Source organism: Desulfofustis glycolicus DSM 9705, assembly GCF_900130015.1.
In the GTDB taxonomy this organism is placed as follows: domain Bacteria; phylum Desulfobacterota; class Desulfobulbia; order Desulfobulbales; family Desulfocapsaceae; genus Desulfofustis; species Desulfofustis glycolicus.
Genome location: NZ_FQXS01000034.1, coordinates 1 through 24681 on the forward strand (window position 1 = coordinate 1; position 24681 = coordinate 24681).

The window sequence follows — 24681 nt, forward strand, 5'->3', positions numbered from 1 at the left end:
CCCACGCGCGATTGATGGAACCCCTGTTCCGCTACGCTCCACAGGGGTTCCATCAATCGCGGAGTCAGCACCAGAAGTATCGGCAGAAGCTAAACCGGGGCAGCGCCGACCCGCTGCACGTGACGTTGAATGTCTAGCTTAAACCCAGTGGATTTCTGTCTTGACTCAGGGGTCCACTTCAATATCCAGATCGACTGAATTGTTATTTCCTTTCCTTTTGCTCATTCAGCTTGATCGTGTCTGGCTTTCAATCCTTTTTGTACGATTCGGACTTCACGTCTCGACATTTATTTTCAATCTGATGGGAAATCGCCTGTATCCTTTGGTCTGATAACACGCGTTGGCCGTTAACGGTAGCAGAAGGATTTTTACCATTGTAAACCCTTACATCACTGACACCCGTCCTTTTGATAAACCACCCCGGTATAGCCAAAACTGGAACTACTGCTTGAGGCACTCCAGTAGAAGACCTGATCCATTTCTCTAGCCATTGGGCTTGCCGCCTCGCCTGAAGTACCGGTTCAGTCTCTGTCCAAGTCGGGAACTGCAACCTGACACCGTCATAATTGAGCTTCCAATTCTCTTTCTCGGCTACAGCCTGTTTTGCTCTACCTTTCGTTTCAATTGCAAATACCCCTGAAGGTCCGACGGCGACGTGATCGATATTAAAGCCATCAGCAGGAAAATCATGATAGATATTATAGTCTTCTTTAATAAGACTACTCAGTTCCTGCCCGACGGCCAGTTCACATTCATACCCCAATCGTAGAGTATTGCGTTTCAACACCATCCGGTAGGCCTTTGCTGCACCATACACAGCCAAGCCAAGAACCATAAGAATCACGACGTATACCGACAAACCGGTTTCCTGACCATCAGCCTGCAATCTATTGGTGACAAACACTGCATACGAGGCTGACGCGACGAGTGGAATCATCAGCAACCAGCCGATGATATCTTGCGATATTTCAATAATTTGTTCTCGTAGAGAATGCCCAGGACTTCTCAGGAGGTTCATGTTGAGCGGGGATTTTTTCTTCTTGGTGTAGTACCTGAAAAAGACGACTATCAGGTAAGCCGGCAACAGCATCATCCCAACAACAACGAGAGACGGCACGAGTATTATAAATGTGCTTTCTGTGAGCATGAGAATCTCTCGGCGAGCGAAGGTCGTCTGTAGTATGTATCAAAGAATCAAAATAAAAGGGAAAAATTGACAAACAGTTATCAAAGTTGGTTAGAATTTACTAGAAAAATCTGCCTAACTTTTCCGGCCGAACCCGTCTACCGCCGCAGCGAAGCGCCACGAGACCGGTAATCACGGTAACCAGGTAACCACTCTCAAGGACTACTCTGAAATTTCTACGAGCCTTTGCAGTTCAAAATGAGGGCAAAAAAAATGGTCCATTAGCGGGCAATGTACCACTAATGGACCACCTGATGTACCAGTTCGACAAAAGTGTCGAACCTCGGATTTTCTATGCTTTACAACTGTTTGATTTTATTTGTATTATTTTTGAAAATGGTGGAGGCGGCGGGAGTCGAACCCGCGTCCGGAAATGCTCCCCTCCCGTATCTACATGCTTAGTTCCGTGCTTTGATCTCGCCTCGGGAACTCAGTCGGAACATAGATTTCCCGGTGCCAGCCTGTTGGATCTCGTTCCCCGGTGGACAGGCGGCCACCGGGGAACCAGCCCGTTGAGTCGACGCCCCGAATCCGGCCTTACGGGCGAAAGCCGGTGGGACGGCAGTATGACAGCGGTTAAGCTGCTACTGCGTAGTTATAATCGTCTGCGATTATATTTAAGTTCTACCAGTTTTACGAGCCAGTAGAAGCTCGGCATGCAACAGTGAGCTTACACATCCCCGTCGAATCCGTTTCGCCCCCCTCCTTATTGAAATTTCGTTGATGATGATTGTGATGGTGGTGGTGGTTTTACCTTGTCGTTTTGTTAGCTGTTTTCGTTTTGCGGTCAGCGGTTGTGGCGCATGGCGCGTTCGATCTCGCGATCGGACTGCTTTTCCTTGAGTGCCGCCCGCTTGTCGTACTCTCGTTTACCGCGGGCCAGGCCCAATTCCACTTTAGCCTTGCCCTTCTCATTAAAGTATATCTTGAGTGGTATCAAGGCAAGGCCTTTCTCCCGGAGTTTACCGATCAGTTTGCGCAACTCCCGCTTGTGCAGGAGCAGTTTGCGGGTCCTGAGCGGGTCGTTCGGGTTGTGGGTGGCGTGACTGTACACCGAAATGTGAACGTTGTGCAAAATGGCCTCGCCGCGGTCGCTGATCTTCACGTAACCGTCCTTGAGGTTCGCCTTGCCGGCCCGCAGGGACTTGACCTCGGGGCCGCTGAGCACCATACCGGCTTCTAGATTCGAGTCGATATGATAGTCATGATAGGCCTTCTTGTTGCGGGCGACGATCTTGATGCTCATTGGTGTATCCTGTCCGCCGGGTTATTCGGCGGTGACCCTGATGGCTTCCTCGTAGGTGGTGATACCGGCCCGGACCTTCTTCCAGGCGTCCTCGCGTAAGGTAGTCATTCCCTCACGAATGGCAACCTGACGCATTTCCTCGGTGGTCTTGCCATCGGCGATCATCATCTTGAGCTGATTGGACAGCGGAAAAATCTCGAAGACGCCGCACCGCCCCTTGTAGCCGGTGCCACGACACTCCCGACAGCCGGTACCCCGCTTCAGGGTGAGCGGCTCTTTGCCGGTTACCGGAAAGCCCATTTTGTAGAGCGTTTCCGCTTCGATTTCAAATTCCTCACTGCAATTCGTGCAGATCTTCTTGACCAGCCGCTGGGCCATGGCGCCGAGCAGCGTCGAGCCGATCAGGAACGGTTCGAGGCCGAGATCGCGCAACCGGACGATGGACGAGACGGCATCGTTGGTATGCAGGGTAGAGAAGACCAGGTGACCGGTCATGGCCGCTTGGACGGCGTGCGCGGCGGTGTCGTAGTCGCGGATCTCACCGATCATGATGACATCGGGGTCCTGGCGCAGGATATTGCGCAGGATGGTCGAAAAGGTCACGTCGATCAGCGGCTGAACGGCGATCTGGTTGAATTCCTCGTAGACCATCTCGACCGGGTCCTCCACCGTCACCAGATTGATCTCCGGGGTGGCGATGGCCTTCAGCGCCGAATAGAGGGTGGTCGATTTACCGCTGCCGGTCGGGCCGGTTACCAGCATGATGCCGTGCGGAGCCCGCATAAAGGAAGAGAAAACGCCGAAGTCGCGCTTGGAAAAACCGAGCTGCTCCACCGACTGGAAAATGACATCGGGATCGAGGATTCGCAAAACGGCTTTTTCGCCGAACGATACCGGTACCGTCGAGACCCTGATCTCAATATCCTTGCCGCTGGATGTGCCGACCTTGATGCGGCCGTCCTGGGGCCGCCGCTTTTCGGCGATGTCGAGCCGTGAGAGAAACTTGATCCGGGACACCAGGGCCGAATGAACTGCCTTGGGCAGCTTGTAGATGGTGTGCAACACGCCGTCGATCCGGAAGCGGACCATGCAGATCTCCCGCTTCGGTTCGATGTGGATGTCACTGGCCCGCTGCTCCAGCGCATAGTTGAAGATATGGTTGACCGCATTCTTGATATGCTGATCGGACGAGGTGATGCCCTTGGAACTGATCTTGACATAACGCTCGAGGTTGCCTATATCGACCGACGATGCTCCCTGCGACGAGCCGAACTGATCCTCGGCGGCACTGATCGAGGTCTGAAAACCGAAAAATTCGGCGAGGATTCGTTTGATCTCCGCCTTGGTGGCGATATAGGGGCGCGTCTTGACTTGGTTGGCCTGCTCGACGTCGTTTAAGACCGTCTGGGAGTCTGGATGATAAACGGCCACTTCGAGAACACCGTCGGCCACGTTGAACGGCAGCAGGAGATGGCTGATGGCAAAATTTTTCGGAATCGTCTTGGTGACGATATTCATGTCCAGCTCAAGCGGATCGAGCTTCTTGAACGGCAGCTGGAACTCCTTGGCCACGGCGCGCATGATCGTTTCCTCATCGATCACCTCTTCGTTTGTCCCCGGCCTCTGCAGGTTGTAGGACACGATGATATCGATCAGGTCCGGAAAATTGCGGTCGAGCGGGTCGCCGCCGCCGTGCTGCTTCATCAGCTTCTGGCGCTGTTTACCCTTCTCCAGACTGATAAAGGTGCGCTGCTCACTGGTCATAACCTTGCGTTTGACCAGCAGGTCGAGCAGGGCTTCACTGTACAGAATCTTCATTGCATCTCCTTGCGTACCGGTACATCACGTCCTTCAACAAGGGCGCATTGTCCACTTTTCTCTTGATTTTCGCAAGGTTCTTTCACACCCGGCAGAATGTCACCGGTGAAACAAGCTGCGCAGCGTTGCCAGATTGTCGATATCTTCCCGGAGATCCTCGTCTTTCGGGGTCTCCAGAAGCATTGCGTGAGCAGCGAAGCGGGGATCATTGAGCAGCAGTCGAAACCCCTCTCGGCCGATATGGCCGGCACCGATATGTTCGTGCCGATCCACCCTGCTGCCGAGCGGCTTCTTTGAATCGTTGAGATGAAAGAGGTGGAGATGCTGCACCCCGACCAATCGGTCAAACTCGTCCATCATCGTCCGGTAGCTGCTTTCGTCGCGGAAATCATACCCGGCAGCAAAGGCGTGGCAAGTATCGAAACAAATCCCGATCCGCCCACTGTTCGCCGATTGTTCTCTGATGGCGGCCAACTCCTCGAAGGTTCCGCCAAGACCGGTCCCCTGGCCGGCCGTCGTTTCCACGAGGACCATGGTGGAAGACCCGGCTGTGGCGGCCAGCGCTTCGTCAAGAGCGTCGACGAAACGTGCCAGCCCGGTCTCTACCCCGTCGCCGCCGTGCGAACCCGGATGGAGCACCACATAGGGCAGCTCAAGTTGCCGGCAGCGCTGCAGCTCCTCGACAAACGCATCGATCGATTTGCGCCGCAACTCCCGATCTCCAGCGGCAAGATTGATCAGGTACGAGCCGTGGGAGACGACGATCATCTCCGGATGGCGCGCACGGGCTTGGCGAAAGTCTTCGATCTCTTCGTCGGCCAGCGGCTTGTGACGCCACTGCCGCTGGTTACGGGTAAAGATCTGCAGCGACTCGCCGCCGACCTGCTCGATTCGCTGAAAGGCCAGGTACAGACCGCCGCTGACCGATTCGTGGGCGCCTAGAAACGGCATGAACAAAACTCCTCCTGTTACTCGTCGGCAATCGACTTACTGTTGTGATAGCGTTCGGACTGGAACCGCTCCAGCTGGCGACGGTAGAACTCGGCCTGCTGCGGGTCGCCGAGCAAGGCTTGGCGCTCGACGGCAATCGCCTGATCCATCATGCCGTTGGCCCAATAGGCGGTGGCCAGCGTATCGAGGATATGCGGCCGCGGCTGGAGACGAGCCGCCTGCTCGGCCAGTTGCAGGGCCCGAACCGGATCGCGCAGCGCCGGGTCGCTGCCGGTGAGCAGCAGCCAGGCCAAGTTGTTGAGCAGTTCCGGATCGTCAGGCTCCAGCTCCAGGGCCTTGTTATAAGCGACCAGCGCTTTCTTCTCCAGTTTGCGGTTGAATAATAGGTCGCCGAGCAGCCGGTACCACAGGGCCTGGTCCTCGACACCCTCCATATCCCGCATCAACACCATTTCGATGTATTTCGCCTCGTAGTTCCTGGCCAACTGCTCGGTCGGCACCTGGCTGGCCAGACCGACCACCGCTGCGAGGACCAGAATATAGGCGATCAGGCTGCGCGACACCTTGCGATCCTGCCGGGCGATCCATCGCGGCTCCCGCTCGCACAACTCCAGATGAGCGATGCGCTCGCCGATGCCGAAGTGATGCCAGTTCGGCTGGTCCCTCGGTTGCCCGCTGGCCCAGACGATTTTTTCAAATGCGGCCACCAGGGCCTGGCCGTTACCCAGCACCTGGAACACATAGAGATCGGCCTGACGCTCGAAGTTCCTGATGAAGTAACCGAAAACAAATCGAAAATAAAACAACAGCAGCAGCAGAAAGGGCGCCCCGCCGATCACGCCGATGATCGTCTCGGGGCGGACGATATCCATGCTCATCAGGTGGTAGACCGCATCATGGGAGAGCAGATAGAAGAGCATCGGCTCGGCGAGAAAGCCGGCCATGGCGCTGAAACCGCCGATCAGCAAGACATAGAGCAACAGGTGTTTCTTCTTGACGTGGCCGATCTCGTGGGCCATTACCGCCTCAAGCTCGGGCTCACTCATCGTCTCGATGATCGCCGGCGTCAACAGGATATAGCGCAACCCGGGGACGATGCCCATCACCGCGGCGGTCAGCACCCGCCCCTCGAAAAGCGGCCAGATATAAATATCGGCATGAAAATCCTGCCGCCGACAAAAGGTTTGCAGATGCCTGAGCAGCGGCCCGTCCGGCATCTTCGTACAACCCCAGAGCCGACGTACCAGCGGTGGAAAGAAGATTACGACAAGCACCAGGAACAGCGCGAAAAAGAGCACGTCGCCCCACGGTGATTCGATCAGTTGCCGCACCCTGGTGGACGGTACGAGCGCCACCAGGTCGTACACCAGCGACAGGGCAACCCAGGGCAACACGATCGGCAGGTTGGCTTTGACATTGGCCGCAATAAACGCACCGCGCCCATAACTCTTGCCGAACACCTGGCCGTAACTCCGCCGACCAGCCAGCCAGAGCAGGGAGAGAAACAGCAGGAAAAGGGCCAGGCCACCAACATTGAGAAGGGCTGGAAAACGGTCGCCAAATGACAGAAATGAAAGATAATATTTGACTTCACCGAAATACAGCAGCACCGCAAAAACTACCAGCGCCAGGATGGAAAGCCGTTTTTCGGCCCGGAAGTAACCGCTGGAACTGCGCGTTCCGGCGCTTCTGAATGTCCGTCGAGCGACGGTACCGTAGAAGCCTACGCTGCCGACAAAAATCAGCAGAAATTCAAACGCCGACACAGCCGGTGTTTCCGGCACGGAAGCAACGGAAAAGAGAAAGATAGCGGTCAGAAAAACCAGCAGGTTGGCGTAGATCACGATATTGAGAAACCCGGTTAAATGGACGGGAAACAGACGAATACCTGCAATAATAGCCATCCTTCCCATCGCGGGCAAGGATGGTAACGCGCTAAGGCCTTCCGGATCCTTAGAGTCTCTTCCGTCCGGTCGTTTTTCGGCGGTCGATCCGGGGCGACCATCCTGATTTTTTTATTGACTTTTGTTGAATCTTCATTTTAAATAAAAAGTTTCACTGCCCGGCAGGGCGCATAGCTCAGCTGGCTAGAGCCACCGGCTCATAACCGGTCGGTCGTAGGTTCGAATCCTACTGCGCCCACCAATGGAAACGATCAGTCCCGCGACATGATCTTGAAAACGAAGAAAACGAAACGCAGACAACAAGGGGCATCGATCATCCCCTTCCCGATAAAGAACGGACCGACAGGAGCAACACTGGGCTCCTGGCCGGAGCAAGACACAAGGTACACCCCGACTCGGGATGTACCTTTTTTTTATGGTTTTTCAGTCTGTTGTGAGCGTGATTCATGCCGGTTACCGTAGCTGACATTATCGCCTGCCTCGACGGGATCGCCCCGTTTAGTGTCGCTGAATCCTGGGATAACGTCGGCCTGCTGGTCGGTGATCAAAACAGAAGCGTCACTTCCATCCTGGTCGCACTCGACCCGACCTCGCAACTCCTCGACGAGGCGATCAGTCTCGGCGCCGACACGGTGATCACTCACCACCCGGCACTCTTCAAACCCCTGCTCTCTATCAACACGGCCGACCCGACCGGGATTTTCCTGGAAAAAGCCCTGCGCGCCCGACTGACGGTTGTGGCCTGTCATACCAATCTCGACAGCGCCGAACACGGCGTCAACGACGCGCTCGCGGAACGTCTTGGCCTGATCGATCTCGTCCCCCTCGTCCCCGCCGATCAAGCCACGAGCGACGGTGTCGGCATGGGCCGGATCGGGCGCTATGCAAAACCGATCACCGGCGGCGAGTTCATAGCCCGCGTCCTTGACGTGCTTGGTCTGCCCTCCTGCGACACTGCCGGACCGTTGCCGCAACTGGTCCAGACAGTGGCGCTCTGCGGCGGTAGCGGCTCCGAGTTGGCCGAGCAGGCACTCCGGCGCGGGGCCGACCTCTATTTGTCGGCGGAAATCAAGCACCACACCGCACGTTGGGCCGAAGCATGCGGTTTTTGCGTGATCGACGGTACCCACTTCGCCACCGAAAAACCGGTCGTCGAACGTCTCGCCCGGAATCTGCGCGATGCGTTTCATCAGCGGGGATGGCAGGTGACCGTCCACGAAACCACGACCGAAACACATCCGTTTGTCCGGATGCAGAAAACGATTCAAGACAACCACTAACCCACAGGAGAAGCATCTTGAACGAACTCATAGAACAATTGGTAGCACTGCAGCACATCGACTTGAAGATCGACCAGATCGACGACAAGATCAAGGCCGAGCAGGAAGAGCTCGATCAGCGTATTTCCGAGATGGCCGAACGGGAAACCCGGATCAAAGAGCAGGAAGAACGGATGGGCGAGCTCGAGAAGGAACGGCGTACCCTGGAAGATGAGATGTCCGACAAGATCGCCCATGTCAAGGAACGGCAGTCGAAGATGATGCAGGTCCAGACCAGCCGTGAACAGACCGCCCTGCTCAAGGAGATCGAGGACGCCAAAAAGAGCGCCAAGGAAAACGAGGACAAAATCGTTGCCATCATGGAAGAGGTGGAAAAACTGGTCGCCGCCTCAACCGAGGACAAGAACCTGCTCAAAGCCGAAAAGGCCCTTGTCGAAGAGGCCCGGGATAAGGTTCGCACCGCCATTGACGACTTGAACAAGGGGCGGAAGACGAAGCAGGGCAAACGGGAAAAACAGGCCGATGCGATCAACGGCTCAATGATCCGCAAATACGAACTGCTCAGGTCCCGGCGTAATGGCCTGGCCATAGTCAACGTCCTCGACGGCGTCTGCCAGGGCTGTTTCATGAACCTGCCGCCGCAACAGTTCAACCGGTTGCTCAAGGGAGATCAGGTGCTGGAATGCCCGTCCTGCCAGCGGCTGCTGTACCATCAGGCCGAGGACAATTAATTCCGGTTTTTCCTTCCATCTTCCGACGAGAAGGACTACATTTCAGGGTGGAGCGGGTGCATGATCGCTCCGGCCTCAGTGCCGGAGAGGAAAGTCCGAACTCCACCGGGCAGGATGGTTCGTAACGCGAACGCTGGGTGACCGGCGGAAAGTGCCACAGAAAACAAACCGCCCGAGCAATCGGGTAAGGGTGAAACGGCGAGGTAAGAGCTCACCGCTTCCCTGGTGACAGGGAAGGCACGGCAAACCCCATCCGGAGCAAGACCAAATAGGGAGATGTTTGAGGGCGGCCCGTCCGAGATCTCCGGGTAGGTTGCACGAGGTGTCGGGTGACCGGCATCCCAGTCAAATGATCATGACCCTTGCGGGAACAGAATTCGGCTTATAGCCCGCTCCGCCTTTGAAGGTTCTCCACACTACGGCTCCCGACGCTTCATGAAGCAACACGCTGCGGTTATCATTGTTGCCGCGGGCAGCGGCACCCGGATGGGCGCGGCCATGCCCAAGCAATACCTGGCCCTGGCCGGCACGCCGATTCTGGTCCGCAGCATCGTGCCGTTTACCCGTTGTTCGTTCATCGGCCAGATCATTGTCGTCGTTCCGGCGGACCGGATTGAACAAACCACCGCCCTGTTGGCCGAGAATAGCCTGAACGGGCCGGCAATGAGCGTCGTTGCCGGCGGGCGCCGACGCCAGGACTCGGTTTCTTGCGGACTCGCCGCGGTAGCTGACGGGATCGACATCGTTCTCGTGCATGACGGAGCCCGGCCGCTCGTCTCACCGCAGCTTATCGAGCGCTGCTACCGGGAAGTTGTCGCCTCTGGCGCCGCCATCGCCGCCGTCCCGGTCAAGGATACGGTCAAACGCGGCAACGCTGAGCTGCACATCGCCGCAACAGTCGACCGCAGCTCCCTGTGGCTGGCCCAGACCCCGCAGGGTGCCCGCAAACACCTGTTGGTCGATGCCTTCGACCGGCTGGCCGACCGGGACGTCACTGACGAGGCAGCGCTGCTCGAACAGGCGGGCACCCCGGTCCGGCTGGTGCATGGCGAGGAAAGCAACCGCAAAATTACCGGGCCGGAGGACCTATTGCTGGCGGAATCGATCATGGCAACACAGAGCTCACCCCTGCGCATCGGACACGGATACGACGCCCATCGCTTCAGCGAGGGACGGCGCCTGGTTCTCGGCGGTGTCGAGATCGATTATCATCTCGGTCTGGCCGGCCACTCCGATGCCGACGTGGTGACCCACGCCCTGTGCGATGCACTGCTCGGGGCAATGGGCCTGGGAGATATCGGCCGCCACTTCCCGGATACCGACCCGGCTTTCAAGGACATTCTCTCGCTCAATCTGCTCGACTGGGTCATGGAAGCAGCAGCAAGCCGTCGTCTCGAACTCGTCAATGGTGATTTGACCATTGTCTGCCAGGCACCGAAACTCGCACCCGTCATCGGCCACATGCGCGACATGCTGGCCGGACACTGCCGCTGCACCACCGATCGCATCAACATCAAGGCAACAACCACAGAACGCATGGGATTCACCGGCAGAGGAGAGGGAATCTGCTGCCATGCCGTGGTCTTGTTGCAGAAACTTTGCCGATAAGGAACCCCCATCATGAGCATCGCCATCAACAGACAACGACTTGCCGACTATTTTACCACCCTGGCCGAGACCAGCAGTCCCTCCCGCGAGGAAAAACAGGTCGCGGATTACTTGCGCCAGACATTTACCGCGCTCGGTGCCGACTTCATCCATGAAGACGACTCGGCTGCCCAGACCGGCTCGGGCACCGGTAACCTGATCATTCGCTTCACCGGTTCGACAGACGCCCCGCCGATCTTTTTCGCTTGTCACATGGACACGGTAAAACCCGGCCATAATGTCCAGGTCAAGCGTGACGGCGATATCTTCACCAGCAAGGGGGATACGGTTCTCGGCGGCGACGACAAATCCGGCATCGCTCCGCTCATCGAATTGATCAACCTGCTCAAGGAAAACAAGACGGCCCATCGCACCATCGAACTTGTCTTCACCACCTGCGAAGAAATCGGCCTGCGCGGAGCCAAAGCCCTGGACCACCGGCAACTCCAGGCTACGTTCGGGTATGCCCTCGATTCCACCGGCGTCGATAAAATCATCATCGCCGCACCGGCTGCCAACAAGGTCAGGATCGACGTCCACGGTACCGCCTCCCACGCCGGACTCAACCCCGAAGCCGGCGTCAACGCATTGCTGATCGCCGCCCAGGCCATCACCAAGCTGCGCATCGGCCGGATTGATGACGAATCAACAGCCAATATCGGGGTCATCGAAGGCGGCGTCGCCACCAACATCGTTCCGGAACACCTTTTCCTGAAAGGCGAGGTGCGCAGTCATTCGATGACCAAGCTGGATGCCTACACCGATGAAATGCGGCGCCATTTCGTCGATACCGCGGCCGACTGGCCGATTCCCCCGGAATCTGAGGCCCGGCGGCCCACCGTCACCTTTACCGTGGAGTCGGACTATCCGGCCATGCGACTCGGCGAGACGGACCAGGTTCTCGAAACGGCGCGCACCGCCGCCCGCAAGCTGGACCGTCAGCTATCTTTTGTCATCGGCGGCGGCGGCAGCGACGCCAATGTCTTCAACAGCTTCGGCCTGGCCACCGCCATCCTGGCGACCGGCATGAACGAAGTGCACACCACCGACGAATGTCTCGACCTCAACGATATGGTCAGGTTGACCGAGTTGCTCTATGCCATCGTCACCGAATGAGGATCGAGCTCTTTCGACGGTTCAGCTTTGTTGTTGAATTTGTGCCACGTTTGATTTAAACAGAGCCAATCAACCGAAGATCAAGGCACAAAGACGCTTGCTTCTTTGTGCCTTCCGTTTTTCCCGGTAGCACTACCGGCGTTTCGATTGCCGATAGCGGTCTTCCGATCCGAACTGATTTTCGACTCCTCAACCAGTCGCAGACATCACATGAACACGCAGATCCCAGCAGCCCCCAGTTCCGCCGTCGATTCTCTCCGTCCCACCCACGAATGCGGCGTCTGCGGCATTTACGATCATCACGACGCGGCCAAGTTCGCCTATTTCGGGCTGTACGCATTACAGCACCGCGGCCAGGAAAGCGCCGGCATCGTCACTTCCAACGGCAAGCAGGTCTATATTCACAAGAATATGGGACTGGTCCCGGAAGTCTTTTCCGAAGAAATCCTGAGCAAGCTGGCCGGCGACATCGCCATCGGCCACGTCCGTTATTCGACTACCGGCGCCTCTACCATCATCAACACCCAGCCGCTGCTGGCGACGCACAAAGGCACTTCACTGGCCGTCGCCCATAATGGCAACCTGGTCAACTCCGTCGAATTGCGGCGGGAACTGGAAATGCGCGGCTCGATCTTCCAGACCACCATGGACAGCGAGGTGGTTCTGCACCTGATGGCACACGCCTCGGACAACTCGTTCGAAGAAGCCCTGAGACAAACGCTGACGCAACTGAAGGGCGCTTTTTCCATGGTGATGATGAGCCAGGACGCCCTGATCGCCGTCCGCGACCCAAACGGCTTCCGGCCGCTCTGCCTCGGCAAATTGCCCAACGGCGGCTATATCGTCGCCTCCGAGACCTGCGCCCTGGATCTGGTCGAGGCCGCCTATCTCCGCGACATCGCCCCGGGCGAAGTGCTGATCTGCAAAGACGGCGCGCTGCACTCGATCTATCCGTGGCCGGCCAGGCGGAGCAGCTTCTGTATCTTTGAAAGCGTCTACTTTGCACGGCCGGATTCGGACATCTTCGGCATCAATGTCTACCAGACACGAAAGCGTATGGGACAGATGCTGGCCCGCGAATGCCGTATCGACGGGGATTTCGTGATGCCCTTTCCCGACTCCGGTAACTACGCGGCTATCGGCTACTCACAGGAATCCGGACTGCCACTGGAATTCGGGGTGATTCGAAACCATTACGTCGGCCGCACCTTTATCCAGCCGACCCAGTCGATGCGCGACTTCAACGTGCGCGTCAAGCTCAACCCGGTTCGCTCGTTTCTCACCGGCAAGCGGGTAATCATCATCGAGGATTCGATCATCAGGGGAACCACGGGCAAGAGCCGGGTTCGCTCGCTGCGCGATGCCGGGGCCAAAGAGGTGCATATGTTGGTCAGCTGCCCGCCGACCCGGTATCCCTGCTTTTACGGCATTGATTTCCCGTCATGCAAAGAACTGATAGCATCCGGCAATGACGTTCCGGCCATCGCCGACTATCTCGGTCTCGACTCGCTCTACTACCTGAGTCTGGAAGGAATGGTCGCCGCCACCGGCATGGCCATGCAGGATTTTTGTCTGGCCTGTTTCAACGCCGACTATCCGGTGCCGCCCGATCGCAATTTCCACAAAGACGCACTGGCCGGCTGCGGCAGTTGAGCAACGGCTGGCTGTCACCAGCAGGAGGAAGGGAGATCAGATCCGGCAGACCACGCAGTTCTTGCCGGAATGCTTGGCGTCATACATCGCCTGGTCTGCCCGTTTCTGCATCACGGTAATATCTTCGAGAATACTGGCCGACTTGTCCCTGATACAGGAGACGATACCGATCGACAGCGTCGTCCCGTCGAAATTGCTTTCGACAAACCTGAGCAAGATCCGCTGTACGATTTCGGTGGCCTGGGTAGCGGTTGTCTGCGGCAACAACACGGCAAATTCGTCACCCCCGAGGCGAAAGCAGAGATCGACGCTGTCGCGGGTGCAGATCTTCATTGTATCGGCCAGGGAGATCAATACATTGTCACCCTCGTCGTGACCATGTGAATCATTGTATTCCTTGAAGTTATCGATATCGATAATGGCCAGAAACAACGAGTAGTTCTGTCGAGACGCCCGTTCGACTTCACGCGGGAAGCGCAGATTGAAGGCTCGGCGATTGAGCAGGGAGGTCAGCCCGTCGCACAAGGACAAGGCTTCCAGCTTGCGGATCATGTGCCGTTCACGCAGGGCCCTGGCCAGCTTTGCCTCAAGTTCGGCCTGATCGATCGGCTTTTTGATAAAATCGATTGCTCCAGCCCTGATGACATCGGCGTAACTGGCCTTTTCACTATAACCGGTGGCGATGATGACGTCCGTTTCGGAGTGATGACGAATGATGTACTTGAGCAGTTCGATGCCGTCCATATTAGGCATCATCAGATCGGAAAGAACGATATCACATCTGGTTTTCTTTAATATTTCGGTGGCTTCAATGCCGTCAGCGGCGCACAGACAGCGATAACCGAGCGATGATACCAAGACATTAAGTGTCTTCAGGACCAGATCATCGTCATCCACCACCAGGATGATCGCCGTGCCGTCGTCTCTCCAATCCATGTAATATCAACAGATACCAAATAGTTAGTCTTCCACCCCTGACAGGTATTGTAGCCGCCTTTAGCGGCAATGTCCAACTACATTTTGGTAATCAATCACTTTCTTTGCTGCCGGCACCGCCAAGAAAACCTTGTTTTTTTGTGAACTATAAGTATAAAGAAGCTCTTACCACCGGTAACCAGTTGCCCCCTTCCATTCAGATCGCCTATAATAAAGGGTGTATTAAAACGGCACAGGCATGGCTCTTCAAGCCCGGTATGATTTCAGCAACAGCGGCAGCGGCATGAACGCTTCACAACAGGATACAACCTTTCGCTTGCACCGGATCTTTGAAAGCGGCGCCACGCCCGATCCGGTCGACGAAATTCTCACGTTGGTGGAGCTGATCAATCCATCCGTTAACCAGGAAACGGTGCTGGCCTTCCATCACGATATCCAGGATATCTTTTCCGGGTATTACCCGGGATTTCGGGAAAACGGCAATAAATACCACAACCTTCGACATACCTTCGGCGTCGTCCTGGCAACCGTTCGACTCTTTCACGGTCTGACCCTGGAAGGACATCGCTTCTCCGACGATATCATCATCAAAGGGCTGCTCAGCGCCTATTTCCACGACACCGGCCTGTTATTGCGCTCCTTCGATACTGCCGATACCGGCGCCGAGTTCACCCAGTACCACGAAGCTCGCTCCATCAGCTCCCTGTTCAAATACCTTGAATCCTACAACTTCGACGACGCCATGCGGCTCGATTGCGCCTCGATGATTCGCTGCACCAATCTCGCCCTGGACATCGAATCGATCGAGTTCGGCTCTCCGGAAACCAAGTGCGCCGGACAGATTCTCGGGACCGCTGACATTCTCGCCCAGATGGCGGATCGTTATTATCTGGAACAACTGCCGTTTCTCTTTCAGGAACACCGGGCCGGGGGTCTCAATCACTACGACAGCGCCTTTGATCTGATGAACGATACCGCCCATTTTCATCAGGTTATCATAGAACGACTCCGCCGTGAATTGGGAAATGTTGCGCGGGCGATGCGGATTCATTTCCGGCATCGCTGGGATATCGACAGAGACCTATACGAAGAGAATATAGAAAGTAATATCAAATATCTGAGCACGGTTATCAAAGACTGCCAAAACCTGGAAAGCCTCTTGACTCACCTGCGGCGGCGGCCCCCGTTCCGCAGCTGAGTCCGCCACACTGCCCCTTTCTCATTTTTCCCGCGGATCCCGACCGGTCTCGAACATCTCAAACAGGTCGTAAAAAAGCCTGGCCACCGCCCCGTAATGAGTGACCGCGCCTGACCCGGCATAGGCTCTGGTCAACTCCAAGGCCTTGGCAAAGCTCTCCTGACTGTCACTGTGTTGCGGATCTTTCAGCGCCTTGATCAGACGCTCGCCGATCAATTTGTCGCTTTTTTCCATTTTCATCGATGCCTCCCAGCTCTCTGTCCTATCGAAAGAGCCATTTGCAAAACACTCTTTTCGCTCAAACTCTGCGTTATGCTCAAAATTTTATCCTCGGAATATCGTGTATATGCCTGCGATAAATTTTTTCGCAGGCCTTGATTTTGAACGAAAATCTAAGTTTTGCAAAAGGCTCGAAAGTGCATATAAAACCGCAAAAATGGGTATTTCTACCTATGGAAAGCCGTACGTCCTTCTGCTATCCTTGAGGCTCTTGCGTGCTTTTGCCATGCTGTCCACAACGCCGACTCGAGCCAAGCAATGCCCTTTTTTAAATGCAAACAATGTAACCACATTGATACCCCGCCACGTTTCACCGAACGCGCCGGCAGGAGCAATCTGCCGCCCGTTTGCCCGCGATGTTTCAACGACCAGGAAAACATCGTGACTATCGGTGACGAGGTCAGTTGCGTGGAGTGTATTTACCACAGCTGGGGGGCCGGTTCGTGCTGCCATCCCGAGAACAAGGCCGGAGCTGACTTCTGGAGTCGACCGCAGACATCCTGTTACACATCGCGCTTCGCTCGAGAAGCGGACGTCCGTCCATCATCACCAGCACACACCGTTATCAACTTCGTCAACACCGGACAGTCCCACACCTGAAAGAGGTGCCACGTCTCTGCTACATCAATTCCAATTGATTGCAGGAATAATCCGCTTTCTCCAACGGATGATAGAATTTGACATAGAGATACAGCACCCTCTCGTTCCAATCGTGTCGACCAGCGCCGGCAATAACGCCGAAGCAGCGGCGGTGCGACCCATCCGGCAAATCAATGTCCGATGAAACCTGCCGCCCCAGCACCGTCGCCGGGTTTTCTTCATGGATTAAGGACAGCGAGAAACAATAGCCGCCACGAGCGACATACTGAAGAGCACCCTGCACCGTATCGGCAACCGGCTCTCCGGAATCGTCGACCAGTATCGACGCCGAGCAGACTTCAAGGTCGCTGCCGATGGGCGGCTGTGTGTCGTTGTCACTGATATTGATCAGGTATGGAACAACATCATAATGATTGCAATAAAACCTGATCTTTTCTTCAAGGCCGGGATGGTTTGCGGCCAGCACAGCAAACGCTTCCCGCTCAAGGATCCGCACCTGAAGTTCCGTCTGAGCAAGCAAAGAAACCGACCAGCTCACTCCTTGGACAAACCCCTCGGCACCGATCAAGTCTCCGGTCTGCAGACTGGTCAACAGGATTTCACTGCTTTCGTCAAAATGAGTGATACCGGCAAAGCCGCTGTCGATAAAAAAGAGGTCGGTCACCGCGTCGCCCTGATGCACGATTTCCTCGTTGGCCTGATACACTACCGGTTTCAGCAGGGCGAAAAACTCACTGACCTCCTCGGTGCTCATCTGTTCATACAATTTGCTCCAGACCAGCAGATGATGATCCTGGCTTGAATAAAACGGCATCTCCTGGCCGCCGGCTGCCGCATGACTGTCCTGTTTCGTCTCGGAAGTTGTGGTAATTTCCGATCCTGCCGCCATGTCATCGATTTCACTTTCAGAAAAGAGCCCAGCCAACCCGCCAGCCTCGTCCTCGAACAAGCCGAGCTCATCACCGGCCGGTATCGCTTCGGCCAGTGATTCTTCGGTGCGTGCCGGAACACTACTGTCGTTCTCCTCGGTGGCCGAAAAATCACCTTTCATCTTTATTTCGATGGCCTGGTAGGACGTGGCAGCGGCCCTGACGATTTTGTCGGCTTCGCCGAAACGGTTACGCCGCTCCCCGATCAATTCCTTGAGGCTATCGAGTGCCCGTTGCAACGGGTAAAATTTGAGCTTGACGCAGAGTTTCAAAAGCAGGTCATGACGGACATGGCTGGCAATGGTGTGCCGTTGTTCCAACAGATCAAGAAAGGCATTGCCGATATCTTTGCCTTCAAACTGGCCGAGTTGCACGATCAATTGCCCTTTCAACTCGTCATTGATATTCATCAAGGCTTGAATCAACCGCTTGCGCATCAACTTGCCGCCCAGCGTCTCGATGCAATTGACCACCTGCTGCTGCACCCTGATATCGTTGTGGGTCAGGTACGGCTCGACGATCCCGAATAAACCGGGATCACCAAGCCGGGAGATGATCAAAATGATATTGCGGATGACGAACCAGGGCGGTTCATCTTTCAGGCACTTGACCAGTACCGGAATACCGATCTCGCCGACTTTCGGGATCAGGTCAATGAGTGCGAAACGATCTTCCTTGTTGTTGCTGTAGATCAGCTTCTGTACCAGGAATGTGGCAGAGAGGCGCCCCAGGTGAATGAGCAGGCTCTCGGCCAGCGGCCGGCGGTCGTCGTTCTCATCGAGATAGACGTTGACCAACTTGTCGAGCAGATCCGGTTCAGCGAGATTCTCGTGGACCTTTGCGGTCATCCCACGGATCAGATTGTTTTTGACGATCACCCCGGTGCTGATCTGATAGAGCACGATGATCAGGTTTTCCAGTTCGTGCCATTGCCCGGCATACAACATGCGCAGAACGATCTTCTGCAATTGCAGACAGACGATCTCAAAACCGGCGATATACTCGGTTTCACACTTCAACCAGTCGACGAGAAGACGTGCCAGTACTTCCCTGAACTCGTCAAAATCCTCTTCCAGGATAATCTCGGTAAATACCGAGATCACCATCAGGGATCTCTCCCGGATCGTCACGTCATCCCAGCACAGGCTCATGCCGAGTTTTTGCAGAATCCTGATCGCCCCGTCCTGGTCCTCGGTGATATATTTGTTGAGAATATAAGAAGCCAGGTTTTCGACAAGTTCGTCGTTGTGCAAAATATCAAATTTGCCTTGCAGGAAAATCGCCACGCCTTTTTCGACCCGGGCGGCCTCACGTTTTTTTTCCTGGTCGGCAATAATTTCCTTGGCTTTTGCCAGCGCTTGTGCCTGTCGTTCCCTATCTATCTCCATATGCCCCCCATGCAAGACCGGACCTCCACACTCGATCCGTCGACAAAACCGGCCGCTCCCCCTTTTCGACTGACGACCTTTTTCATCTTTCGCTCCCGCTGTTTGTTAACAGCGCCCCCTCCTGCCGGAGAAATACCATGTATCCGGCAAACTGATAACCTTTTTCTACACCCTCTTTTCTGCCGCTTGGTTTCAGTCTTTCTTTCAATATTTCAAAATAATAGTTATTATCAAAAAGAACCATACCTTTTCCAACCAGTGTTCAGCATACACTGTCATCTCGAATTTCGTGACTCGATGACCTCGCAGCAACAGGAAGGATATCTCGCCGATCCGACGACCATCAACGAATTTATGAATTCGCTGCAGCGGTTGTTCAAAATCGGCATCTATTACCCGAGTGGACACGCTACGCTCGATAAGGCAACCGAGCGTTTTCTGAGACTGCTCAAGACAGTAGCGGGCGATCAGCCGGAGGTAACCATTTCCGAGCATGGCGAGAGCCTGATGGTCGCCGATCTGGCCCTGGCCAAAGATTTTCCGTTTGTTCCGGAGTTCAAGTCCCTTATGGCAGGGCTGGGTATTATCGCGATCGGCATCAGCCGAGAGATAACCAGCAACGAGATTCACCTGTTTGTCAGGAAAATGCTCCGTTTCCGCTCCCAGGTCCTCAAGGCCAGGACCTTTCAGCAGATCGAAGTGACCGACCTGCCGCTCTCGATCAATCTCACCCTCAAGGAATTTCTCGCCCGCAAAGATGCCTCGATCTCCGACGATCAGTCCGGCGAATCGGCGGAAAGCCTGGAAGGGTTTGTCGAGTCTTTGTCCAAATACGGATTGTCGGGTGAAGAAATCCAGCAGTGCAAGACACTGCTGGACAAGCTGCCGCAGCGATTGTCCAACAGCAGCGTGGCTTTGTCAGAACTGCCCTACGCTTCCTGGGACGATGTTGCCCGCCTGCTGGCCAGAACCATCAGAGCCAACCAACAGGGACCCGACGACGACAAAGACCGGCAGAGCATTCATTCCAACATCAATGCACTGGCCTCGATCTTAAAAAAACTCGAACGCGAGGCAACGGACAAAGATTCCCGGGAAACGATCAATCTGCTGATCTCGATCATCAGGAAACCGTTTTCCGGCGACGCGGAAGCCGTCACTGCAGACATCAGTCAGGTGCAACGCGTTTTCCCGGAAACCCCCTATTTCTCCAGCGAACAGATCCAGCTTTTTACGACTAAGCATCGGTTGCATCCGAAGATTCTGCAAAATATCCCGGAGGGGCCGACCAGCCCGGAAACGTTGTCGATCATTCTGCAACTGACCCGGTATGAACAGAGTTTGGCCAACCAAGCCCGGATGCAGCAGCTCATTCGTGAGATCCTGGCCGGCCCGGTTCAGGAAAAGACCTGGGACATCCTTTCCGGCGGACTCCACGAACTGCTCAAGGAGGGCAGCCCACGCATCGCCACCGCTTTGCGGCTGGTAGCGGAACCATTGCGGCGCTCCCCGCATGCCACGACTCTGTATCTACTGCTGCTGACGGCTCGGCGCTGCAACGGCCAGGAGACGAAACGACTCTGGCCCTACACGGTGAACGAAATACTCGTCTGCGGCAGCAGTACCGATGAACAGTCCTTCGTCGCCCTCTGCCGTTTTGCCGCACGTTTCTCCCCGGCCGACATGGCCGCCGGACTGGAGCACCTACGGGATCTCGATGCCTTTCAAAACAACACCATTGCACCGGACATCTTTCCCGGACTGTCCACCGATTGTTATCCGCTCTTTGCCTTTCTACTCAAGACCGAAATCGAGTCCTACGTCGGTGAGCGAGTCATCGGCGGCCTGCGCCGTCGTCCTCCGGAATGGCTGATCAAGGCGGTGGTCCACCTGCTCGACCTGAGCAAGCAGGAGCACAAACTGTTTCTCTACTCTTACCTGCGCCAGGCACCGGAGAAGTCGATGCCACCGGTACTGAAAGGCGCCGCCGCCAAAATCATCGCCGACGGTCTGGCCACCCTGCCCCAGGAGCGACGTGCGGAGAGCTGGCTGCCGGAGACCATTGGTGTCTTGACTCAATTACCGGCCGAGCAAACAACCGCGATACTCGAACAGATCGCAAGTGAACGAAAACTGCTCTTCATCCCCGAGTGGCCGTCGGAATGCCGCAAGGCTGCCCAGCAGGCGCTGGCCGACCACAAACGGCACCGCTGACCCGGCTTGAGATAATATGTACGAAAAACTGAACAACCTCCTGATCCTCCTTTGTCGCGCGATTTCCACCAGGCGTCTCTATTTCTCCGACCACCCCAAAGTTCGTGTGCTGGCCAAAGGCTTTGTCGAGCGACTGCGGGAATTTTGCCGGGAAACGGAGATCAACAAACTGTTCATCGGAATCATCGACAACAATCTTGTCTTCGAAGGACGCAACCTGATCGGACCGAGCATCGTTGGTCGCCAGCTCGTGCAATTTGCCGACAAGTTGCGTTGTGGCGGTTTTTCCTTTACCGACCAGACGTCGGAAAATGAATTCAGCGCCCTGCTCGACCTGACCATCGATCTCAAACAACCGGTGGAAACGATCAAGCAGGCCCGGGAATTGCTCGTCGCCAATGATATCTACAATATCGAAATCGCCCATCACTACATGGGCTCTTCCGGGCCGATGACCAGAGACCAGCGCACCGTCTGGCAAGGCCAGGACACCGGTGACTTCCTGCACTCGCCGACGCTGATCTACCAGGCGCTCTTCGACTCGGTCGCCCAGGCCCACGGCGATGTCGCACTGGGGCAGGATATCGACATCGACAACACCCGGTCCGTCAGCGAATACATGCTGCATTTCACCAAAACGCACTTTTCCGACATGATGCAGCACGTCCATTACCCGGACTATGACAGCTACACGGTCGGTCATTCGGTCCGGGTCGCCGCGCTAACCGTGTTTCTCGCCAATTCCTTCAAGTGGAGCGACGAGATGTTGCTGGCCATCGGCACCGCCGGCCTGCTCCACGATGTCGGCAAAAGCAGGATTTCGGAACAGATCCTCTATAAACCGGGCAAACTGAACGAAGAGGAATTCGCCGCCATCATGACCCATTCCCGGGTCGGTGCGGAAATTCTGCTCAGTCAGAAGAACACCACGACGCTCGATATAGCCGCCGCCTGGGGACATCACATCCGTCACGACGGTACCGGCTATCCCCGGCAACCCGAATGGGCGGCCCGGCACCCCATCACCTCTCTGCTGCAGATCTGCGATGCCTTCGAAGCGCTCACCGCTACCCGGCCATACAAACCCCCGCTCACTCCGCATATGGCCTATAGCATCATGCTGCGCGACAAGGGCGGATTCCATCCGGCCATGCTGGCCTCTTTCATCTCGGCGATCGGCCTCTACCCGCCCGGTACCATGGTGAGGCTCTCCGACGGCAGAAAAGGACTGGTCACCGCCACCGGGCCAAGCATCGATCGACCACGGGTCAGGATTACCAACGCCCCGGACGGAGCCGAAATTCCCCCAACCGATCAATACCAGCTCAATCTGCAAGCCGGCGAACACCGCTCACTGTCTGTCAGCGAGCTGCTGCTGGCGGAAGCTCCGGCCTGACCACCATGCATGACTGGAAATCACAGTGAACAGAGGTAAGCCTCGCCCCCACCGCCAGGCCGGCCTACCGCCCCGGAGCCTGGTCAGCCTTTTTCTACCGGCAGCAGCCCGGTCATATCGTTGATCGCTTTTTCGACCTGAGTAACCATTTTTTCAATTTTCAGCCGTAATCGATCATCACTGTCCAGCAGGGCTTCCGACTTCTGCAACAGGGTGCGGCTGGTATCAAGAAAGATGGTGATATCGACGGACAACCGGCTCCGGTTTTTCTGCTTTTCCTGTTCCGCCTTGACAAACGGGATCAAACGCTGCACCGAACATTCGAGAAGCAGATCACGGGCGATCCCGTGTCTTGCCGATATTTCTTCGAGCATGGCCAAGGCCTTGCGGCTCAAAACGAACGTCTTTTGTCGTCGTGGGATGTCGCTCTTTCCTGTTACCCGTCCCTCTTGGGCAACCTTGTCCAGCACCTGACGATTTTCAACGAGTTGATCAAGCAACGATTTCTGTTTGACGGCCAAATGCTCGGCAGCGGTTTTCAGCAGTTCTATGGTGTCGTCGGGGAGCCTGAATGTCGCTCGAACCGATTGTTTTCCCCGCAGTTCACGAGCACTGATAGATAATGGATCGGAAATCATCACCTGCTATTCCCCGGATTATCTCAGGCCACCCGGAAACGTAATCCCGCCCAAACCTTTCGTTGACCGAGAACTATTTCTCTTTTGAATGACATTTTTGTTCCTCAGGGAAACAGAACTCTTTTGAGCCATTTGCAAAACAATCTTTTCGCCCAAACTATGCGTTATGCTCAAAATTTTATCCTCGGAATATCAATTATATGCCTGTGATAAAATTTTTCGCATGCCTTGATTTTGAACGAAAATCTAAGTTTTGCAAAAGGCTCTTTTGCTGTGCTTTCGGAAAAAATCAAGTTTCCCATGACAGCCTTTATTGCACCTTGTACGAGAAATAAGTAGGAACAATATATTACTTTGTCAAGTTACGCGTATTCGTAATATATACCATTACGGCTTTTAATACGATTTCTAATATTGACATACCACTTTTCGTAATTATCATGGAAACAGGTTGCAAGAGACCGAAGAAGCGGCACCGTCCGCGAGCCGTGAACAGCGAAAAATGGAGGACTGCCATGATAACGAGATGGAGTGATATTGATCGGATGTTTGAGGCAATGGGTTTGCTCAGGGGAAGGCTCGACAGCATGTATGACGACTTTGATCGATCGTTCGGCTCCGATCCCGGCTGGAGGTTGACCGGCAATTACCCGCGCACCAATATGTTCGACAAGGGTGATTATCTTGAGCTGACCGCGGAGATCCCGGGGATCGCCAAAAACGATCTCAACATCAAGATACAGGGGAACTATCTGGAGATTTCCGGAACCAGAAGCGCCAGCGTTCCTGAGGGGTATTCGGTCCATCGGCGAGAGCGAGGTAGCACGTCGTTTACCAGAAGCTTCAGTCTGCCGGCCGATATCGACGCCAACAAGGTCACGGCGACTCTCACTGACGGCATTCTGACGCTGAGCTTGCCGAAAGCGGAAGCAGCCAAACCGCGCCAAATAACCATCAATTGACACCATGTGAATCATCAATAGCCTGTGTTCTTAGACAACAGCCGGGAGGAGACGATGGAAAGCAAAAATCTGCAAACCAAGGAGAAGGGTGCGGTCGGAACCCCCAGAAAAGTCCAGTCGGTCATGCCGCTGGTCGACATCTTCGAAAACGATGACGAAATACTGTTGCACGCGGAAATGCCGGGCGTCACCAAGGACGCCGTTAAAATCAACATCGACAACGGCAACTTGAGCTTGTTCGGCATGAGAAAAGCCGGCCGTGACGGTGCGCCCAGCTGGGAGGAGTTCGGTGACGTGGAATTCCAGCGAGCTTTTGCGGTGCCGCAGAATATCGATGTAGCCAAGGTCAAGGCGGAATTGAAAGATGGTATTCTCTGCCTACACCTCCCGAAATCGGAATCGGCGAAACCGAAAACTATCGAAATCAGCGGTAGTTAGACTGAAGTTTCCGATTCCTGCCGTACCGCCTGAAAACGGGCACGAGGGTAGATGGCCGCCCGCCGGCCACCTACCCTTTTTCGCTTTTCGCCGAGCAGCCCTGCACTTCCCTATTACCCTCACAAAATCAGCATGATAGAAGAACCGGTACCACTCTTTTCACATCCCTCA

General features: G+C 55.4%; 20 protein-coding genes, 1 tRNA gene and 2 other RNA genes. 12 read left to right on the plus strand and 11 right to left on the minus strand.

Going from position 1 to position 24681, the window contains the following annotated elements; translation table 11 throughout:
* Positions 1 to 247: 247 nt before the first annotated feature.
* The 6 genes from BUC26_RS19400 to BUC26_RS19425 all read right to left on the minus strand — a co-directional run bounded on the left by BUC26_RS19400 (position 248) and on the right by BUC26_RS19425 (position 7105).
* Complete coding sequence (locus BUC26_RS19400; protein WP_073378808.1) at positions 248 to 1147, minus strand: nuclease-related domain-containing protein; 900 nt, start codon at positions 1145 to 1147, stop codon at positions 248 to 250.
* Positions 1148 to 1523: 376 nt separating this feature from the next.
* Positions 1524 to 1888, minus strand: a transfer-messenger RNA (tmRNA) gene (ssrA, locus tag BUC26_RS19405).
* Positions 1889 to 1973: 85 nt separating this feature from the next.
* Entirely contained in the window at positions 1974 to 2432 is a 459-nt protein-coding gene (gene smpB / locus BUC26_RS19410; RefSeq protein ID WP_073378809.1) for an SsrA-binding protein SmpB, read from the minus strand.
* Positions 2433 to 2453: 21 nt separating this feature from the next.
* Positions 2454 to 4250 carry a GspE/PulE family protein gene (locus tag BUC26_RS19415; protein ID WP_073378811.1) on the minus strand — a complete coding sequence of 599 codons (1797 nt, stop codon included), beginning with the start codon at positions 4248 to 4250 and terminating at the stop codon, positions 2454 to 2456.
* Between the two features lie 99 nt (positions 4251 to 4349).
* Positions 4350 to 5201, minus strand: coding sequence for a deoxyribonuclease IV (locus tag BUC26_RS19420; protein ID WP_073378813.1), 852 nt, complete (start codon positions 5199 to 5201; stop codon positions 4350 to 4352).
* Positions 5202 to 5218: 17 nt separating this feature from the next.
* Entirely contained in the window at positions 5219 to 7105 is a 1887-nt protein-coding gene (locus BUC26_RS19425; protein ID WP_244155908.1) for a M48 family metallopeptidase, read from the minus strand.
* Positions 7106 to 7269: 164 nt separating this feature from the next.
* Here BUC26_RS19425 and BUC26_RS19430 point away from each other — a divergent pair.
* The 7 genes from BUC26_RS19430 (at position 7270) to purF (ending at position 13532) form a co-directional block, all read left to right on the plus strand.
* A tRNA-Ile gene (locus BUC26_RS19430) sits at positions 7270 to 7346 on the plus strand.
* Positions 7347 to 7551: 205 nt separating this feature from the next.
* Positions 7552 to 8385, plus strand: a complete 834-nt coding sequence (locus BUC26_RS19435) for a Nif3-like dinuclear metal center hexameric protein (RefSeq protein ID WP_073378815.1) — start codon at positions 7552 to 7554, stop codon at positions 8383 to 8385.
* Positions 8386 to 8402: 17 nt separating this feature from the next.
* A complete protein-coding gene (locus tag BUC26_RS19440) occupies positions 8403 to 9116 on the plus strand; it encodes a zinc ribbon domain-containing protein (RefSeq protein ID WP_073378819.1) in 714 nt (237 codons plus the stop codon).
* Positions 9117 to 9164: 48 nt separating this feature from the next.
* Positions 9165 to 9517, plus strand: an RNA gene (gene rnpB / locus BUC26_RS19445) — RNase P RNA component class A.
* Positions 9518 to 9551: 34 nt separating this feature from the next.
* Entirely contained in the window at positions 9552 to 10724 is a 1173-nt protein-coding gene (gene ispD / locus BUC26_RS19450) for a 2-C-methyl-D-erythritol 4-phosphate cytidylyltransferase (protein WP_073378820.1), read from the plus strand.
* Between the two features lie 12 nt (positions 10725 to 10736).
* Positions 10737 to 11879 (plus strand): M20/M25/M40 family metallo-hydrolase, encoded by a 1143-nt coding sequence (locus BUC26_RS19455; protein WP_073378821.1) that lies wholly within the window; start codon positions 10737 to 10739, stop codon positions 11877 to 11879.
* Between the two features lie 210 nt (positions 11880 to 12089).
* On the plus strand, positions 12090 to 13532 hold the full coding sequence (purF, locus tag BUC26_RS19460) for an amidophosphoribosyltransferase (RefSeq protein ID WP_073378861.1): 1443 nt from the start codon (positions 12090 to 12092) through the stop codon (positions 13530 to 13532).
* Between the two features lie 36 nt (positions 13533 to 13568).
* On the opposite strand, the gene BUC26_RS19465 is transcribed toward purF, so the two are convergent.
* Entirely contained in the window at positions 13569 to 14468 is a 900-nt protein-coding gene (locus BUC26_RS19465; protein ID WP_073378823.1) for a GGDEF domain-containing response regulator, read from the minus strand.
* 238 nt (positions 14469 to 14706) lie between these two features.
* On the opposite strand from BUC26_RS19465, the gene BUC26_RS19470 reads away from it, so the two are divergent.
* Positions 14707 to 15666 carry a hypothetical protein gene (locus BUC26_RS19470; RefSeq protein WP_073378825.1) on the plus strand — a complete coding sequence of 320 codons (960 nt, stop codon included), beginning with the start codon at positions 14707 to 14709 and terminating at the stop codon, positions 15664 to 15666.
* 21 nt (positions 15667 to 15687) lie between these two features.
* Here the strand turns inward: BUC26_RS19470 and BUC26_RS19475 are convergent, their stop codons facing one another.
* From BUC26_RS19475 to BUC26_RS23475, 3 genes are all read right to left on the minus strand, one after another.
* A complete protein-coding gene (locus tag BUC26_RS19475; protein WP_073378826.1) occupies positions 15688 to 15906 on the minus strand; it encodes a hypothetical protein in 219 nt (72 codons plus the stop codon).
* 658 nt (positions 15907 to 16564) lie between these two features.
* Positions 16565 to 18862 (minus strand): cyclic nucleotide-binding domain-containing protein, encoded by a 2298-nt coding sequence (locus BUC26_RS19480; protein ID WP_073378828.1) that lies wholly within the window; start codon positions 18860 to 18862, stop codon positions 16565 to 16567.
* Between the two features lie 82 nt (positions 18863 to 18944).
* Positions 18945 to 19106 carry a hypothetical protein gene (locus BUC26_RS23475; protein ID WP_153307094.1) on the minus strand — a complete coding sequence of 54 codons (162 nt, stop codon included), beginning with the start codon at positions 19104 to 19106 and terminating at the stop codon, positions 18945 to 18947.
* A gap of 53 nt (positions 19107 to 19159) precedes the next feature.
* Between BUC26_RS23475 and BUC26_RS19485 the strand changes: the two genes are divergently transcribed.
* Both BUC26_RS19485 and BUC26_RS19490 read left to right on the plus strand, forming a co-directional pair.
* A complete protein-coding gene (locus BUC26_RS19485; protein ID WP_073378829.1) occupies positions 19160 to 21076 on the plus strand; it encodes a hypothetical protein in 1917 nt (638 codons plus the stop codon).
* Between the two features lie 16 nt (positions 21077 to 21092).
* Positions 21093 to 22472: an HD-GYP domain-containing protein gene (locus tag BUC26_RS19490; RefSeq protein ID WP_073378830.1), complete on the plus strand. Its 1380-nt coding sequence runs from the start codon at positions 21093 to 21095 to the stop codon at positions 22470 to 22472.
* Between the two features lie 83 nt (positions 22473 to 22555).
* On the opposite strand, the gene BUC26_RS19495 is transcribed toward BUC26_RS19490, so the two are convergent.
* Positions 22556 to 23113, minus strand: a complete 558-nt coding sequence (locus tag BUC26_RS19495) for a hypothetical protein (protein WP_161949890.1) — start codon at positions 23111 to 23113, stop codon at positions 22556 to 22558.
* A 512-nt stretch (positions 23114 to 23625) separates the two neighbouring features.
* Here BUC26_RS19495 and BUC26_RS19500 point away from each other — a divergent pair.
* Both BUC26_RS19500 and BUC26_RS19505 read left to right on the plus strand, forming a co-directional pair.
* Positions 23626 to 24072 (plus strand): Hsp20/alpha crystallin family protein, encoded by a 447-nt coding sequence (locus tag BUC26_RS19500; RefSeq protein ID WP_073378833.1) that lies wholly within the window; start codon positions 23626 to 23628, stop codon positions 24070 to 24072.
* Positions 24073 to 24126: 54 nt separating this feature from the next.
* Positions 24127 to 24510, plus strand: a complete 384-nt coding sequence (locus BUC26_RS19505; protein ID WP_073378834.1) for an Hsp20/alpha crystallin family protein — start codon at positions 24127 to 24129, stop codon at positions 24508 to 24510.
* Positions 24511 to 24681: the final 171 nt, after the last annotated feature.

Bases quoted from the DNA above. Each gene is read 5' to 3' on its own strand.
- BUC26_RS19400 (WP_073378808.1), bottom strand. From the start codon at position 1,147: ATGCTCACAGAAAGCACATTTATAATACTCGTGCCGTCTCTCGTTGTT.
- smpB (WP_073378809.1), bottom strand. From the start codon at position 2,432: ATGAGCATCAAGATCGTCGCCCGCAACAAGAAGGCCTATCATGACTAT.
- BUC26_RS19415 (WP_073378811.1), bottom strand. From the start codon at position 4,250: ATGAAGATTCTGTACAGTGAAGCCCTGCTCGACCTGCTGGTCAAACGC.
- BUC26_RS19420 (WP_073378813.1), bottom strand. From the start codon at position 5,201: ATGCCGTTTCTAGGCGCCCACGAATCGGTCAGCGGCGGTCTGTACCTG.
- BUC26_RS19425 (WP_244155908.1), bottom strand. From the start codon at position 7,105: ATGGCTATTATTGCAGGTATTCGTCTGTTTCCCGTCCATTTAACCGGG.
- BUC26_RS19435 (WP_073378815.1), top strand. From the start codon at position 7,552: ATGCCGGTTACCGTAGCTGACATTATCGCCTGCCTCGACGGGATCGCC.
- ispD (WP_073378820.1), top strand. From the start codon at position 9,552: ATGAAGCAACACGCTGCGGTTATCATTGTTGCCGCGGGCAGCGGCACC.
- BUC26_RS19455 (WP_073378821.1), top strand. From the start codon at position 10,737: ATGAGCATCGCCATCAACAGACAACGACTTGCCGACTATTTTACCACC.
- purF (WP_073378861.1), top strand. From the start codon at position 12,090: ATGAACACGCAGATCCCAGCAGCCCCCAGTTCCGCCGTCGATTCTCTC.
- BUC26_RS19465 (WP_073378823.1), bottom strand. From the start codon at position 14,468: ATGGATTGGAGAGACGACGGCACGGCGATCATCCTGGTGGTGGATGAC.
- BUC26_RS19470 (WP_073378825.1), top strand. From the start codon at position 14,707: ATGGCTCTTCAAGCCCGGTATGATTTCAGCAACAGCGGCAGCGGCATG.
- BUC26_RS19475 (WP_073378826.1), bottom strand. From the start codon at position 15,906: ATGAAAATGGAAAAAAGCGACAAATTGATCGGCGAGCGTCTGATCAAG.
- BUC26_RS19480 (WP_073378828.1), bottom strand. From the start codon at position 18,862: ATGGAGATAGATAGGGAACGACAGGCACAAGCGCTGGCAAAAGCCAAG.
- BUC26_RS23475 (WP_153307094.1), bottom strand. From the start codon at position 19,106: ATGGTTCTTTTTGATAATAACTATTATTTTGAAATATTGAAAGAAAGA.
- BUC26_RS19485 (WP_073378829.1), top strand. From the start codon at position 19,160: ATGACCTCGCAGCAACAGGAAGGATATCTCGCCGATCCGACGACCATC.
- BUC26_RS19490 (WP_073378830.1), top strand. From the start codon at position 21,093: ATGTACGAAAAACTGAACAACCTCCTGATCCTCCTTTGTCGCGCGATT.
- BUC26_RS19500 (WP_073378833.1), top strand. From the start codon at position 23,626: ATGATAACGAGATGGAGTGATATTGATCGGATGTTTGAGGCAATGGGT.
- BUC26_RS19505 (WP_073378834.1), top strand. From the start codon at position 24,127: ATGGAAAGCAAAAATCTGCAAACCAAGGAGAAGGGTGCGGTCGGAACC.